Genomic DNA, 13,850 nt, shown 5'->3' on the forward strand with positions numbered 1-13,850 from the left:
ATCACCGCGGTGCACGGCTCCGCTGCCCGCCAGCTGTGGCGCGCGGTGGCCGCCCACGCGCTGGCCGATGCCGCTGGTGAAATCGCCCGCGCCAAGCCGGAGCGCCGGGAGGTCGTGACGCTGGCTCAGCTGAGCTACTTCCGCCGCGCTGACTGGCACGAGGTCTGCAATCTCGCAGGTGTGGTCCCGAGCATCGACCGCATCGAGGCTTTTCTCCGCAGCGATCTGATCAGCACCAGCCGTTCGAAGATCTACCGCAACCTCGGGCTGGTCATGGACCGCAGCCCTGCTCTGGAGGACGCATGAGCGATCCGGTCAACCACCCGCCGCACTACCGCTCTCACCCCTCCGGCGTCGAGTGCATCCAGATCACCGAGCACATGAACTTCTGCCTCGGGAACGCGATGAAATACATCTGGCGCGCAGATCTGAAGAACGACGCCATCGAGGATCTGGAAAAAGCCGCTTGGTACATCCAGCGCGAAATCGCCCGCAGGAAAGGGGCCACCGCATGATCAAACGCCTCAAACGCTGGCTCGGCATCTGCGACCACGATTTCCGCATGATCCGCCGCGGCCAGGCATCGTTCCTCCGCTGCACCAAGTGCCGCACCCAGACCCTGCCGAAGGAGGGCCGCAAATGAGCGACAACGTCACCATCCACAACGGCCACTGCAGCTACCACGGCCCGGCAGGCAAGGCCCCGGCGTGGGCGGCACGGGTAGCCATTAACGATCTGCATCCTCCCGCGCCCACGATCCCAATGCAGATTGTTCCTGGTCCCGTGCCAGCACAGAGAGTACCTGACGGCGCATCAATCGCGCCAGAACTTTCTGGGGTGGGTGCACACGAGAGCCACGCTACTCGTAATGAAAACACATTCGCACTCAAAAGGAACCTTAGCGCTCCCGGCTCCGTGCGCGCCCACGTGACAAACGCGCAGTCCGGGAGGGAGGTTTCCGAAAATCTACCTGGGGTTGGGAATACCGTACCTCCTGTGCCTCTGGTGCGCTTTGAGGATCAGGGCGAGGCTTTTGAGGCAGGGTTCCAGGAAGGGCGGAAGGCAGAGACCGCGGCGCAGGACGAGATTATCGTCAGCGCGCTTCTGCGTCTGCTGCGCGACATCGACCGCCAGAAATGCCCGGACGTCTGGGCTGTGATGGGCCTGATCCGTGATCTCAGTCCTCGGGAAGGCTTGGTCCTCATTCAGCGTGAGCGTCAAGCAGTCGCCCGCGCCGAACGAGCGGAGCGCAGGTTGGCTGAACTGCGGGCCGAATATGAGCGCCTTGGCAAGGAGGCTTACGAATTGGGGAATATGGAGATTTGCGTTCGCAAGTGCGCCGAGAGGGCTGAGATGGATCTCGCGGTGCTGCGATTGCGGGTGCAGGATGGCAGCCCGCACGATCACCGCACCGAACAGCAGGTGGGCGTGTGATGTGGTGCAAGCCGGAAGATATCCGCTTCGACTGGGTATCCGATAAACCCAGGCGCGGCAGGTGGCCCTGTGGTGGCAATACCTGCGCTGCTCAGAACAGCAGATCCCCTCACAAGCGGAAGATCAGCGCGAATACATAAACGCCACCGAAGATGAATGAGAGGATCTTGCCCATAAGAAGCAGCAAGCCCCCCCATTTGCGATCCTTCCCTTCGATTTCATCCGCAAACAAATACGGGGCAAAAACCATCAGACCGAAGAAGAGCCACGCAATTACCTCGAACACAGTCGGCCAGGATATTGTCGGGATGGTGAACAGCCCAAATATCGGAGCCTCGGCCACTACAGCTGCTGCGATGTACGCGAAGAACACTGCCGCGATGTATTTAATGACGACCAAATTGCGACGCTTCAAAAGATGCACCTGTTTTCAATGCCTTCCCCAAAGGTGTCGCACTTCAGGCCTCATGCATCAAGCTGAATTCAGGAGCAGGGCCACTAAGGCCCGCCCATAAAAACACCATCAGGACAGTGAGACATGAACGCTATGACGTTCCATACACGCAAAGGCCGAAAGGCGAAGGTCGCCCCGATCACGCTCCCGCAGTGGGACCGTGGCGCCGAGGGGCCGGCAAACCAGATCCGGCTGCGGGTTGAGCCTGCCACGGCCGAGGACAAGGAGACGGGCAGGGAGGTTCTGACTGGCGGCAAGCGCAAGCGCCGACAGACCTGGGTGCAGCTCTATGCCCGGAAGGGTGACCTGACTGAGACCCAGCTTCTCGCTGCCGAGCGCTTGGCCCGCGCCGCTGAGGGTTATCCGGACCGCGACCCGCTGGCGGCAATCTTCGGAGGTAAGGCAACTGACGGCTTTGATCCACTAGCGGCGAAGGTGGACGCCCGCGAACAATTCCGGGAAGCATGGGCTGAGGTGCCTGCCGCCAGCAAGCCCGTGATGCAGCGCGTAGTGCTGGAGGATCAGCCCGTCTGGCACGGGAACCCGGCGCAGAGGGAGCGCCACATGCAGCGGCTTCGGATTGGCCTCGACGCGATCAGTTGACAGGATCGCCGAAAGGTGCCAGAAATGAACAATCGCCAGAGGCGCGACCATGAAAGGTCCGAAATCTGGTGATAAAAAATGCGCCCGCGGAATTCCTCGGGCGCTTTTATATTTGCAGGCATTGAGGCGGCCCGAAACTCATTTTGTGAGCCCTCTCAGGAAGCCGCCGCTCAATGTTACCGGGTCTTGATTTGGAGCGCCGGGGTCGCGGCGACCAGGTTCTTCAGGCTCGGTGCTGAAGCATTGGTCTTGGGAACGACCTTCTTCGGCTTCTTTTCGTCACGTCCGCGTTTCGCCATGCCCTTAGCCATGATGATATCCTTACAAAGCGGGCCGATACTTGGCCCACTTGGGACGCTATACCTTTATAAGTTCAGTGATAGCCTTGTAATTGGCTGCGCCGTGACGGGGTCCGAAAAGAATTTCGGCCAGCTCTGGCCGGTTTCAAGTCGGACCGCAGCCATAGGTATCAATCCACGGCTCAAGAAGCTCGCACAGAGGGCCTTACAAGAACGCGGAGTGCTTCATCATCACGGAGCGTAGTGCCGTCCATGATAGTAAAGTCGCCGTTGATCGAGCCCTTCATGGCCGCACCTTGGCCGATCCAAGAGGCAGAAAACTCGCTGGGTGTCCGATTTTTCACCGACAAGCAGTGCCAGCCGGCTGGAGATCCCTGGTTCAGCTCTACTGAGCATTCCTGAGGCTCATCAAATCCCGGTAGATCGATGTACAAATACTGTGATTGAAACATTAAGTCATCCTGTTGAGAACTGGCAGCCCTAACACAGGTGAGGACCAGTCCCTACGAAGATCGTCTGCTCGGACAAATTTAGCCGCTAAGTCTGAGACGATACACGGCTACAGCCTCGTACGAGCAGAGCTTGTAGCTCCCCAGGGTACATGTAACGCAGCACTACAAGCGCCCGAAGCAGAGATCCTGCCTCGGGCGTTTTGCATTTCAGCACATCAGGAGCCAACAACGGCCGAAGTGAACAGCGCCTCCGATGATCGGACGGCGAACAATGTCGTGCGCCACGCGTATCGCGTCCTGACGGACGCCGAGAAAGCCCAGATGCTTGAGTTGAAGGATCTCGGCGCCGCTTTCATTGCCAAATGCCAGGAGATCGGCGGAAGCCGCGAACTGTCGCTGGCCATCACCAATGCCGAGCAGGCAGTGATGTGGGCTGTGAAACACGTCACCAAGTGAGCCAGCCGAAATTGTGCGCTAGCTGAATGACAGCCACCCCCAAGGCAGATGTCGCAACAATGCGGTCAAACCGCTTCATCGGAGCCTCCTGCGATATGAGGCTCGATGTTGCGGGGCGAATGGTTGGCGGCGTTTGATTGTTAAATATCAAGTCGATATTGACGCTGAATTCTGCTGCCAATGATAGCTTCATGGGTGCTCCTTTTTGCTGTGATATCTGAAAAGGTCACCGCGACCTCTTCTATACCACACCCATGACGTTTCCCCTTCCAGCGACACGCCTCCCTGCGGTCCCCTTCCGGGCGTCCGGCTTCAGCCACTTCGCGGGTAGCAGGCGTGTCTCTTGAGGGGGCATCAGCTGGGGATGCGACAGGACACACCACCGTCCTCCGTGAAAACACATTCCGTATCCGGCGCGAGCTTTTCCTTGAAACAAGCGCGCCGGATATTGGGTTCTTCACCGAAGTTATAGCAATACCGCTTCTCTTTGCGGTCACCATCGCTGCAGAAGAACAGAAGAAAGCACAGGCCGAGCAGCCATTTCCACCAGTTGCTCTTTTTTCGCGCCTCCTGGGCTCTCGCCTGTTCAAACCAGTTCTTTTGATCGCTCACGCCTGACCTCCTGCTCGTCATAGCAATCTTCAAGCAGCAAAGAGCAAGGCAGGCAATCCGGAGAGATTTCCACACATCATCAGAGGGCGGATAATCCGGCAACGGAACCCGCAGGACGCATGGCCCAAGCCCCCGGCCGCCACGGCCTCCCGCGATCGGGAGCGGCGCATAAGCCAGCCCCTCGCCATAAGCCAAAGGCGCGAGAGGATCGCGGCAGCGCCCGTGAGCGCGGATATACCGCAGAGTGGGAACGCTTCCGCCTACAGCAGCTGAGACTGCAGCCGCTCTGCGAATACTGCCTGGCCGATGGGCACGTGGTGCCAGCCAATGTTCTCGATCACGACCTGCCCCATGAGGGCGACCCGGATCTGTTCTGGCGCAACACCTTCACCAGCCTGTGCAAGCGACACCATGACGGCGAGAAGCAGCGGGCAGAGGCGCGGTTCTCTGGAGAGGCGTTGCTGGCGTGGGTGAGAAAGCGAAAGGGACAATGATGAAAGCGTTCAGAGAATTTATCGAGATGCCCGGTGGCGTCATCATTGGGCCAAACGGAAGAGACGCCGTGCGCGTGGCTGTTGATGAGTTGACCACAGCCGATGCAAGCCGGATCACACGGGCAGTCATCGCCGCACTGAACGCTGAGTTCGCAGTCGAGCCGGATACCCCAATTGCAGACAGGGTCGATGCAGCAGTGAAGGCTGCTATCCCGAGCATCCTCAAGGGGGTCAAGGATACTGAGCGACGCGGCCTCTGACAGTCAACGCGCCTCAGAGCTACGGAGAGGGCCATGCAGGGCGATCTGTGCGGCGGGTACCCGCCCCCATCGAGATAGCGACCCTGCCTCCCACGGGGGGTGGGTCAAAGCTCAGGGCATAATCTTCCGGAGCGGCGGCCCCCATCGATTTTTTACGCGGCCAAAACTGAGACATTTTTTTGGAGGGTTTTGACATGGGCAGGAAACCCAAGCCGACCCACCTCAAGATCGTGGCCGGCGAGAAGCGCCCGAGCCGGATCAATAAGGATGAGCCGGTCGCAAACCAGGGGCTGGCGGTGGCTCCGGCCTGGCTTTCCAGCCGCGCCGCCGAGATCTTCGACCAGATCAGCGCCACGCTGCACGGCATGGGCATTGCCTCGCCTGACGACACCCATGCGCTCGCGCTCTGCGCCTCGCGGCTCGAGGAAGTTGAAATCCTGACCGTCATGGTCGAAGACGCGGGGCGGACCTACACCAGCGAGGGCGGGCTTGTAAAAGCGCGGCCCGAAGTCGCCATGCGAAACGAGGCCATGCGCCACGCTCAGAGCCTGCTGGCAGAGTTCGGCCTGACGCCATCGGCGCGGTCAAAGGTCAGCGCAGGCAAGGCCCCGGAGGCCAACCCATTTGCAGGGCTGGATGATGCGATATGAAGCAGGGATATGCCGCAACCGCTGAGGCCTACGCCCGTGATGTGGTAGCAGGGCGTATCCCGGCGAACAAATACATCCGCCTCGCGTGCCAGCGTCACCTCGACGATCTGGAATGGCAGTCGGACAGGACCTTCAAATACACCTTCGACCCGAAGAAGGGCGCAAAGGTCGCCAAATTCATCGAGATGATGCCCCACACCAAGGGCAAATGGGCGGCAAAGGGTGAGAAGCTCAAGCTGCAGCCGTGGCAGATCTTCTTTGTCGTCGTGGCCTTTGGCTGGGTGCGCAAGAAAGACGGACTGCGGCGCTTTCGCAAACTGCTCCTGCTGGTGCCCCGGAAGAACGGAAAGTCGGCGCTCGCAGCCGGGATCGGCCTTTACATGCTGGTCGCAGACGGTGAGCACGGAGCCGAGGTCTATTCCGGAGCCACCAGCGAGAAGCAGGCATGGGAGGTGTTTCGCCCAGCGAAGCTGATGGCGCAGAAGTCGCCGGCGCTGCTAAGCCACTTCGGCCTGAGCGTAAACGCAAAGAACCTGCACGTTCTGGGCAATGGCTCCCGCTTTGAGGCCGTGATCGGCACGCCGGGGGATGGGGCCTCGCCCAGCTGCGCCATCGTCGACGAATACCACGAGCATCCTACGGATGTGCTCTATTCGACCATGGAAACCGGGATGGGGGCGCGTGAGCAGCCGCTGATGCTGGTGATCACCACCGCAGGCGACAATATCTCAGGCCCCTGCTACGCCATGCAGCAGGAAGCTCAGGCGATGCTGGAAGGCACGCGGGCGGATGATGAGCTTTTTGCGCTGATCTATGGCGTCGATGAGGGCGATGACTGGACCGCCCCGGAGGTGCTGCGCAAGGCCAACCCGAACTTCGGGATCTCGGTCTTTGAGGACTTCCTTCTGGCCCGCCAGACGGAGGCCATGACCAGCCCGCGTAAGGCCGGGGCGTTCAAGACCAAACACCTGAACGTCTGGGTTTCGGCCCGGGACGCCTATTTCAACGTGCTGCGCTATCAGGAGGCGGCAGATCCTTCGCTTTCGCTCGATCAGTTCGAGGGGCAGGAGTGCATCATCGGCATCGACCTCGCCGAAAAACGCGACCTGACGGCGGTGGAGCTGCTGTTCAAACACGGCGACGGCTATGCCCGCTTCGGGCGCTACTATCTGCCCTCGGAGACCATCGAGCAGCCGGAAAACGAGCACTTCCGGACATGGCGCGATGAAGGCCTGCTGATCGAGACCGATGGCGCGGTCACCGACGACCGGGAGATCCTCGCGGATATCCTCGACTTCTGTGCCCGCTTTCAGGTGCGCGAGGTGGCCTTTGACCCACTGCACTCGCGGCAGATGGCCGTCGAGCTGATGGAGCAGGGCGTGGCCTGCATCGACTTTGCCAACCGGCCCACGCTGATGAATGAGCCGATGCGAAAGCTGGATGCGCTGATCGTCGAGCGAAAGCTGATCCATAACGGCTCTGCGCCCTTTGCGTGGATGCTGTCCAACGTAGTGAACCGGTCGCGCACCGGAGACATTCACAGCCCGACCAAACAGCGGGCTGAGAACAAGATCGACGGCCCGGTCGCCTGCATGATGGCGCTCGGCCGCTGGCTTCTCGACGAAGCCCAGCCCGCCGCAACTCCATGGGATGCCGATCCCGAATTTAAGCTGGTGATGTGATGCTCGGATTATTCAAACGAAAGCCCGAGCAGCGGGCGCAGATCACGGCGGATATCCCGCAGTCCTCGCCTGAAGTGGTGCAGCTGTTCTCAGGCTTTGGCATGGGGGCCAGCGCTTCTGGGGAGACGGTCACGATCGACAGCGCTCTCGGCGTCCCCGCCGTGATGGCTGCCGTTCAGGTCATTGCGACCACGATTGCCGGACTGCCATTGCAGGTGTTTCGCAAGACGAAGTCCGGGCGCGAACCGACCAACCCCGGACTGCAGGCTGTCCTGAATGATGTCGCCAATGAACCGGACATGCTCTCAGCCTTCGACCTCTTCAAATGGTGGGTCGAGCAGGCACTGACCGGCGGCCGGGGTGTGCTCTTTATCGAACGGGCTGCAACCGGGAAGGTGCTGAACCTCTGGCCATTGAACCCTGCAAATCTGACCATCAAGCGGGTGGACGGGGTTCGTCAGTATGTCTACCGCGAGAGCGACCGGCGGACGGTCACCTACAGCGCGGCTGACGTGCTGGATCTGCCGTTTATGCTCCGCGCAGACGGCCTGGGGCATCGCTCGCCGATCATGTCGAACAAGGATGTGATCGGGCTGGCGCAGGCGGTCACGCACTATGGCGGCCAGTTCTTCGATAATGGCGGCATCCCGCCCTTTATCGTGACCGGGTCATTCCAAAGCGGGCGGTCGCTGCAACAGGCGGCGGACGACATTGCCGATGCGGTCTCCAAAGCCAGCCGGGACAAGCGCAAATATATGACCCTGCCAGCCGGCCTCGAGGTGAAAGGGGTCGGCGTCGACGCGCACAAGGCGCAGATGATCGAGGCACAGCGCTTCTGCATCGAGCAGATTGCACGGATCTACTCTCTGCCTCCGATCCTTCTGCAGGATCTGTCGCGGGGAACCTACAGTAACACCGAGCAGCAGGACCTGCACTTTGTGAAGCACACGATCCTGCGATGGGTCGGGCAGATCGAGGGCGAGATCAATCTCAAGCTCTTCGGGCGCGGTGCGCGGACAACCTATGCCGAGTTCAACCTCGATGGCCTGCTGCGCGGAGATTTCATGACCCGCATGCAGGGATATGCCCAGGCGATCCAGAACGGCGTGTTGATGCCAAATGAGGCCCGCGCGCTGGAGAACCGGCCGAGCGCGGCCGGCGGCGACCGCCTGCTGGTGCAGGGCGCGATGATCCCGATCGATCAGGCCGGGCAGGTCACACCTTCTGAGTCTCAAACACAGCCCCCGGCAGAGCCGGAAGGAGAGCAGGATGAGTAACGCAAACCGCGAGGTCCGCGTCCTCGCCAGCGCGAAGCTGGAAAACCGCGCTGACGGCGGCAATGAAGCGGTCGTCCTGACAGGCTATGCCGCTGTATTTGGACAGGAGACCGACATCGGCGGATATTTCCGCGAGCGGATCGAGAAGGGTGCGTTCTCGGACGCCATTGGCCGTGACGATATTCATGCGCTCTACAACCACGACTATCAGCACGTCCTCGGCCGGGCCAAAGCAGGCACCCTGCGACTGTCTGAGGATGATCACGGCCTCAAGGTCGAGATCACCCTGCCGGAGACGCAGACGGCCCGCGATCTGGCCGAGAATATCCGCGCCGGAAACATCGACCAGATGAGCTTTGCTTTCACCATGTCGGGCGGTCGCCAGACGTGGGACGAAAGCGGCGAGACCCCGCTGCGGACCATCGAGAAGGTGGGCGAACTCTGGGAGGTCTCGGTTGTCCCGCGCGGGGCTTATCCGACCACTGAAATCGGTCTGCGCAGCCTTGAGGCCCACCGCAAGGAGGCCCGGCGCCACAACTTCAACGCAGCCGCTCGTCGGCTTGCCATGAAAGCCCAGATCGACAGCCGCACGCGCGGGATCTGAGCCACCCACCGTCACCGACGAGCACCCCGAAAGGGAGACAGGCTGCCGCGATGCCCGCGGGCGGCCGTGAAACCGCATATTTGGAGGATGGCATGACCATCAAAGCACTTCGCGAGAAGCAGGCCCGCATCACCGCAGAAGCCCGTGAGCGCCTGGACCTCATCAACAGCAACACCGACGAGGCCCGCGCCGCAGAGCTCGAGGCCGCGCACGACACTGCGATGGCGGAATTTGACCGCATCGAGGGCATGATCCAGCGCGAACTGAAGCAGGCCGAGATCGAGGCCCGCATGAATTCCGGCGATCCCCGCCGCCCCCGCCACCCCGACAGCGAACAGCGCGGGCTGGATCAGGGCGACCAGATCGACTATCGCACCGCTTTTGCCGAGTATCTGCGCGCGCAGGGCAATGAGGGCGTCATGTCGCCGGAGGCCCGCGCGATCCTGAAGCGTGGCTATACCGATATTCCCGTTGAACAGCGCGCCCAGACCACCGCTGCGGCGGCTGGCGGTTATACCGTCCCGACTGAGCTGATGGGCATCATCGTCAAGGCCATGGCTGCGACCGGGCCGATGTATGACCCCGGCGTCACGACCGAGCTCGTCACCACGGGCGGCGGCGCGATCACCATCCCGACCGTGAACGACATTCTCAAGACGGGTGTGGCGCACACGGAAGGTGTCGCGCTGACCGATGATGGCGGTGAGGATGTGGTCTTTGGTGCGGCCACCCTGAACGCCTATGCCTGGAATACCGAATGGCTGCGCGTCTCCAAGGAGCTGGCAGACGACAGCATCTTTGTGATGGAGCAGGTTCTGGGCGGGCTGCTGGGCGAACGTCTGGGCCGCATCGCAAACACTCAGCTGACCACGGGCAGCGGCTCGTCGGCCCCGAACGGTGTGGTGACTGCCTCAACCCTCGGCGTGACGGCCGCCTCGGCCACGGCCATCACCGCTGATGAGGTGATTGACCTGCTGCACTCGGTTGACCCGGCTTATCGCGTGTCGCCGAAAGCTGCCTTTATGTTCTCGGATGCCACGCTCGCGGTGCTTCGTAAGCTGAAGGACGGTGACGGCAACTATCTCTGGCAGATGGGCAACGTCCAGCAGGGCGTTCCGGGCACCCTTCTGGGCTATCGCTACCACGTCAACCAGGCGATGGCCGCGATCCCCTCAGCGGCTTCGGCCTCGAAGGTCATGCTGTTTGGCGACTTCAGCAAATACTTCGTGCGCAAGGTCGGCCAGCCGCTGATCGGTGCTCTGCAGGACAAGGACTTCTGGCCGGGCTTCGGCGTGGCTGGCTACATCCGCTTCGATGGCGAGATCGGCGACAGCCGCGCGATCAAGCACCTGATCACCAAAGCCTCCTGATCGGCTTCAGGAAGGGGCGCTCCGGCGCCCTTTCGTCTCAAGCCTGTCTTGCCATCAACGGGAGAACCACCATGGCGAAGAAGAAAACCACGGAGGCCGGTGCAGCCCCGACCCATCCCTCACAACAGGAAACTGCACCTCCGACCGTGCGCGTGCGCCTGTTGGTCTCGCGGGCAGGGACCGGGTTCTCGCAAAACCGCGGCGATGAGATCGAGGTCTCCGCTTCTGAGGCCGAAAGCATTGTCGCCGCTGGCCAGGCAGAGGTGATCTGACATGTGGCACCGCGAGACTGCCGCCACGACAAAGCCGGTCTCGCTATCGGAGGCCAAGGCGCAATGTCGGGTGGAAAACGCAGATACCGACAGCGATGCGCTGCTGACCGGGCTTATTGCTGCCGCAACGGATGCTGTGGAGCAGATGGTCGGCTTTCCTCTGGGCGCCGAAGGCTGGATGGCGACCATGACCGGGCGGGCCGCGGTGGCCGTGCCCCTTTACCCGGTGACGGAGCTTGTGTCCGTCACCCTTGGAGATGATCAGCTTCCGGGCTTCACCCTCTTGAAGGATGGCGATCGGGCAAGCATCACCGGCCCGTGGCCCGCGGAACCTGTCACCCTCCGCGTGACTGTGGGGGGCTTCCTCCCGCCCTCGATCAAGCATGCAATCCTGCTGCTCATCGCCCAATGGTACGAAAACCGCGAGGCGACCAGCGAGAAGCCCATGCGGGAGGTGCCCTTTGCCGTGGAAAGCCTTGTCAGCCTCTATCGGCGCGGGTGGGCAAAGGCATGAGCGCGGGCGCGCTCGATCGGCGCATCACCATCCGCCGTGCCACGGTGACAAACACCGGCCTCGGCCCGACCACCATCTGGTCCGATCTGATCACGCTCTGGGGTTCCCGCAAGGATATCTCAGACAGAGAGCGGGCTGCAGCCGGGATGGTGCAGGGGTCAGTGATCTCGCGCTTCATGGTGCGATCCTTCACAGCCTCCCGCGGCATCCGCCCGAAGGATCGGCTGATTGAGGGCGGGCTGACCTATGAGATCACCGGCATCAAAGAGGTCGGCCGGAGGGACAGGCTGGAGATTACTGCAGAGGCGAGGATGGATTGATGGCGGTCTCTGTCAAAATCACCGGCCTGAAGGAGCTTGAGCGCTCTTTGCAGGAGCTGGAGAAAGCCGCCACACGAAAGACGGTTGTCCGAAATGCTCTGAAAAAGGGCGCGGCACCCATCGCCTCGGCCATGGCGGCAAATGCGCAGCGTACTCCTGATCCGAAGATCGGCGCAAACATTGTGGTCGGCACGAAGATCAAAGGGGAAGCCGGGAAAGCGGCCTTCTCTCAGGCCATGCGGCAGGGCTTCGACAGGGCCTCTGCCGTGAAGGCGATGAGGGACGCCCGACGGGTCGCAAAAGGCTCCCTGCCGCCTGTGATTATGTATGTCGGGCCGTCTGAACGCTTCCGCTTCACCCACTTCTGGGAGTTCGGGACGAAGCCCCGCATCAACAAGGGCATGTTTGCAGGGACCAAACACCCCGGCACACGCCCGACACCGTTCATGCGTCCGGCCTGGGACAGTCAGCGCGATGCTGCCCTGCAGGCCATCACCACAGAGCTTGCCGAGCAGATCCGCAAGGCAGCGGCGCGACAGGCAAAGCGCAAGGCACGGGGAGGCTGATATGGAGGAAGCCCTCTGGGCACTGCTGACAGGCTCGTCAGCGGTGCAGGCCGTCTGTGGCCAGCGCATCTTCTGGGGGGAAGCCCCCGATGGGACGCCTCTGCCCTATGTGGTCCTGCACCTTGTCAGCGGCGCGGATACCCCGCACTTGCGCGGCACGGATGGTCTCTGGCGGTACCGCGTGCAGATCGACTGCTACGGCGCAGACCGGCCCGCTGCGTCCGCGCTTCACCGCGCTGTGGTGGCGCTTCTGAACGGCTACTCGACCTTTACCGGGTCGGGCCTCACCGGATGCTTCCTCGACAGCACCCGGGACGACACTGAGGACGCAGCTTCGCGCCGCGTCTCCCGCTTCTCATCTGACTTCAACATCATCTGGAGGGCCTGACATGGCAGCATCTGGCGCACTGGCCGGCTACGGCGCGAAATTCTCAATCAAGGGGGCAGGCTCGACCTATACCGCTGTGGCAGAGGTGGTCTCGATCACCCCGCCGGGCCTGACCCGAGAAACCATCGACGTCACCCATCTGAACAGCGACGATCAGACCAAAGAGTTCATCGGCTCGCTGATCGAGGCGGGTGAGGCGACGATCACCATCAACTACGTGCCCTCGGCCTCTGATGTGCTCCTGACCGCCTTCACGACCAATGGCGGCGCGGGTGAGTTCCGGATCACCTATCCGAAGAACGATTTCAACATGGACTTCAAAGGCATTATCACCGGCTACGAGCAGGGCGATATCGTCGTCGACGACAAGCTCAGCGCCACGCTGACCATCAAGTGCAGCGGTAAGCCGACCATCACCGCGGTTTCGGGGAGCTAAGGCATGGCGAATAAGATCAAAGGCGATGTAACGCTGACCCACGGCGGGCGCACCTATACACTGCGCCTCGATATGAACGCACTTGCGGACTTTGAGGGCAGCACCGGGCGCAACGCGCTGGAGGTCTTCGCGGCCGAGCGCATGAGCATCACGGATATGCGGGCCCTGCTCCATGCGGGCCTGCAGTCCCGCCACGAGGGCCTGACCCTGCGCGAGGCGGGCGAGATCCTGCAATCAAACATGGGTGCGCTCGGCGAGGCCATCGTGGCCGCATTCCCTGAGGCTGATGCGGGAAACGGGGCACCGGCGGAGAAGGCCCGCCGGTAATCATTGAAAGCCTGTGGTGTGATTACATCGCCGCAGGCTTTGACCCGGACAGTTTCTGGGGCCTCACGTTCCGCAGCTTCGACCTGCACATGCGGGCTGCGCAGAAGCGGATCGAGCTGCAGATCGATATCAGCAATCGGCAGGCCTATAACACCGCCGCGCTGACCGGCGGGGCTATGGGAGGGAAACTGCCTGCCTTTGAAAAGGTATTCAGGCCCGATCCCCGCAATGCAAAGCCTCAGTCAGAGGATATGCAGGAAGCCATGCTGCGGCAGTTGGCTATTGCCTGGGGTGCGGAAATCGCGTGACTGCAACCCTCAACCCACATTTCCCAAGTAAGGCGCTGATTTCGCTGTCCTGACCATTATATTTCCTATATA

25 protein-coding genes are annotated in these 13,850 nt (G+C 61.6%); 21 read left to right on the forward strand and 4 right to left on the reverse strand.

Going from position 1 to position 13,850, the window contains the following annotated elements; translation table 11 throughout:
* From EP867_RS20030 to EP867_RS17525, 4 genes are all read left to right on the forward strand, one after another.
* Positions 1 to 306, forward strand: a 306-nt coding sequence (locus tag EP867_RS20030; RefSeq protein ID WP_194085566.1) for a hypothetical protein, incomplete at its 5' end; no start/stop codon positions are given.
* Entirely contained in the window at positions 303 to 515 is a 213-nt protein-coding gene (locus tag EP867_RS17520; RefSeq protein ID WP_128490757.1) for a DUF3310 domain-containing protein, read from the forward strand. The genes EP867_RS20030 and EP867_RS17520, both read left to right, overlap by 4 nt.
* Positions 512 to 643: a hypothetical protein gene (locus EP867_RS20465; RefSeq protein ID WP_277749372.1), complete on the forward strand. Its 132-nt coding sequence runs from the start codon at positions 512 to 514 to the stop codon at positions 641 to 643. The genes EP867_RS17520 and EP867_RS20465 overlap by 4 nt, the downstream gene beginning before the upstream one ends.
* Positions 640 to 1,434: a hypothetical protein gene (locus EP867_RS17525; protein WP_128490758.1), complete on the forward strand. Its 795-nt coding sequence runs from the start codon at positions 640 to 642 to the stop codon at positions 1,432 to 1,434. Before EP867_RS20465 ends, EP867_RS17525 begins: the two co-directional genes overlap by 4 nt.
* A gap of 109 nt (positions 1,435 to 1,543) precedes the next feature.
* Here the strand turns inward: EP867_RS17525 and EP867_RS17530 are convergent, their stop codons facing one another.
* Positions 1,544 to 1,849, reverse strand: a complete 306-nt coding sequence (locus EP867_RS17530) for a hypothetical protein (RefSeq protein ID WP_128490759.1) — start codon at positions 1,847 to 1,849, stop codon at positions 1,544 to 1,546.
* A gap of 123 nt (positions 1,850 to 1,972) precedes the next feature.
* Here EP867_RS17530 and EP867_RS17535 point away from each other — a divergent pair, with 123 nt between their 5' ends.
* Positions 1,973 to 2,491 (forward strand): hypothetical protein, encoded by a 519-nt coding sequence (locus tag EP867_RS17535; protein WP_164888930.1) that lies wholly within the window; start codon positions 1,973 to 1,975, stop codon positions 2,489 to 2,491.
* A gap of 176 nt (positions 2,492 to 2,667) precedes the next feature.
* On the opposite strand, the gene EP867_RS20470 is transcribed toward EP867_RS17535, so the two are convergent.
* Positions 2,668 to 2,802, reverse strand: a complete 135-nt coding sequence (locus tag EP867_RS20470; protein ID WP_277749373.1) for a hypothetical protein — start codon at positions 2,800 to 2,802, stop codon at positions 2,668 to 2,670.
* 677 nt (positions 2,803 to 3,479) lie between these two features.
* On the opposite strand from EP867_RS20470, the gene EP867_RS17540 reads away from it, so the two are divergent.
* Complete coding sequence (locus tag EP867_RS17540) at positions 3,480 to 3,698, forward strand: Acb2/Tad1 domain-containing protein (protein ID WP_206616369.1); 219 nt, start codon at positions 3,480 to 3,482, stop codon at positions 3,696 to 3,698.
* Here the strand turns inward: EP867_RS17540 and EP867_RS17545 are convergent.
* Together EP867_RS17545 and EP867_RS17550 are read right to left on the reverse strand one after the other, a co-directional pair.
* Positions 3,688 to 3,891 (reverse strand): hypothetical protein, encoded by a 204-nt coding sequence (locus EP867_RS17545; RefSeq protein ID WP_128490761.1) that lies wholly within the window; start codon positions 3,889 to 3,891, stop codon positions 3,688 to 3,690. The genes EP867_RS17540 and EP867_RS17545 overlap by 11 nt on opposite strands.
* A gap of 161 nt (positions 3,892 to 4,052) precedes the next feature.
* Positions 4,053 to 4,310 carry a hypothetical protein gene (locus EP867_RS17550; RefSeq protein ID WP_128490762.1) on the reverse strand — a complete coding sequence of 86 codons (258 nt, stop codon included), beginning with the start codon at positions 4,308 to 4,310 and terminating at the stop codon, positions 4,053 to 4,055.
* A gap of 119 nt (positions 4,311 to 4,429) precedes the next feature.
* Between EP867_RS17550 and EP867_RS17555 the strand changes: the two genes are divergently transcribed.
* The 15 genes from EP867_RS17555 (at position 4,430) to EP867_RS17625 (ending at position 13,778) form a co-directional block, all read left to right on the forward strand.
* Entirely contained in the window at positions 4,430 to 4,804 is a 375-nt protein-coding gene (locus EP867_RS17555) for an HNH endonuclease (RefSeq protein ID WP_128490763.1), read from the forward strand.
* The gene (locus EP867_RS17560; protein WP_128490764.1) at positions 4,801 to 5,064 is read left to right on the forward strand and encodes a hypothetical protein; all 264 of its coding nucleotides are present in this window, start codon (positions 4,801 to 4,803) and stop codon (positions 5,062 to 5,064) included. Before EP867_RS17555 ends, EP867_RS17560 begins: the two co-directional genes overlap by 4 nt.
* 194 nt (positions 5,065 to 5,258) lie before the next feature.
* Entirely contained in the window at positions 5,259 to 5,714 is a 456-nt protein-coding gene (locus EP867_RS17565) for a phage terminase small subunit P27 family (protein WP_128490765.1), read from the forward strand.
* A complete protein-coding gene (locus EP867_RS17570) occupies positions 5,711 to 7,396 on the forward strand; it encodes a terminase large subunit (RefSeq protein WP_128490766.1) in 1,686 nt (561 codons plus the stop codon). Before EP867_RS17565 ends, EP867_RS17570 begins: the two co-directional genes overlap by 4 nt.
* A gap of 74 nt (positions 7,397 to 7,470) precedes the next feature.
* On the forward strand, positions 7,471 to 8,673 hold the full coding sequence (locus EP867_RS17575) for a phage portal protein (protein WP_164888931.1): 1,203 nt from the start codon (positions 7,471 to 7,473) through the stop codon (positions 8,671 to 8,673).
* Complete coding sequence (locus EP867_RS17580) at positions 8,666 to 9,277, forward strand: HK97 family phage prohead protease (protein ID WP_128490768.1); 612 nt, start codon at positions 8,666 to 8,668, stop codon at positions 9,275 to 9,277. Before EP867_RS17575 ends, EP867_RS17580 begins: the two co-directional genes overlap by 8 nt.
* A gap of 92 nt (positions 9,278 to 9,369) precedes the next feature.
* Positions 9,370 to 10,647 carry a phage major capsid protein gene (locus tag EP867_RS17585; RefSeq protein WP_128490769.1) on the forward strand — a complete coding sequence of 426 codons (1,278 nt, stop codon included), beginning with the start codon at positions 9,370 to 9,372 and terminating at the stop codon, positions 10,645 to 10,647.
* A 71-nt stretch (positions 10,648 to 10,718) separates the two neighbouring features.
* Positions 10,719 to 10,919, forward strand: a complete 201-nt coding sequence (locus tag EP867_RS17590) for a hypothetical protein (protein ID WP_128490770.1) — start codon at positions 10,719 to 10,721, stop codon at positions 10,917 to 10,919.
* Between the two features lies 1 nt (position 10,920).
* On the forward strand, positions 10,921 to 11,433 hold the full coding sequence (locus EP867_RS17595) for a head-tail connector protein (RefSeq protein WP_128490771.1): 513 nt from the start codon (positions 10,921 to 10,923) through the stop codon (positions 11,431 to 11,433).
* On the forward strand, positions 11,430 to 11,753 hold the full coding sequence (locus EP867_RS17600; protein WP_164888932.1) for a head-tail adaptor protein: 324 nt from the start codon (positions 11,430 to 11,432) through the stop codon (positions 11,751 to 11,753). Before EP867_RS17595 ends, EP867_RS17600 begins: the two co-directional genes overlap by 4 nt.
* On the forward strand, positions 11,753 to 12,319 hold the full coding sequence (locus EP867_RS17605; RefSeq protein WP_128490773.1) for an HK97-gp10 family putative phage morphogenesis protein: 567 nt from the start codon (positions 11,753 to 11,755) through the stop codon (positions 12,317 to 12,319). Before EP867_RS17600 ends, EP867_RS17605 begins: the two co-directional genes overlap by 1 nt.
* 1 nt (position 12,320) lies before the next feature.
* The gene (locus EP867_RS17610; RefSeq protein ID WP_164888933.1) at positions 12,321 to 12,707 is read left to right on the forward strand and encodes a DUF3168 domain-containing protein; all 387 of its coding nucleotides are present in this window, start codon (positions 12,321 to 12,323) and stop codon (positions 12,705 to 12,707) included.
* A 1-nt stretch (position 12,708) separates the two neighbouring features.
* A complete protein-coding gene (locus tag EP867_RS17615) occupies positions 12,709 to 13,143 on the forward strand; it encodes a phage tail tube protein (RefSeq protein WP_128490775.1) in 435 nt (144 codons plus the stop codon).
* A gap of 3 nt (positions 13,144 to 13,146) precedes the next feature.
* Positions 13,147 to 13,470, forward strand: a complete 324-nt coding sequence (locus EP867_RS17620; RefSeq protein WP_128490776.1) for a GTA-gp10 family protein — start codon at positions 13,147 to 13,149, stop codon at positions 13,468 to 13,470.
* An 89-nt stretch (positions 13,471 to 13,559) separates the two neighbouring features.
* Entirely contained in the window at positions 13,560 to 13,778 is a 219-nt protein-coding gene (locus EP867_RS17625; RefSeq protein ID WP_128490777.1) for a hypothetical protein, read from the forward strand.
* Positions 13,779 to 13,850: the final 72 nt, after the last annotated feature.

This window comes from Falsigemmobacter intermedius, assembly GCF_004054105.1.
GTDB classification, from domain to species: domain Bacteria; phylum Pseudomonadota; class Alphaproteobacteria; order Rhodobacterales; family Rhodobacteraceae; genus Wagnerdoeblera; species Wagnerdoeblera intermedia.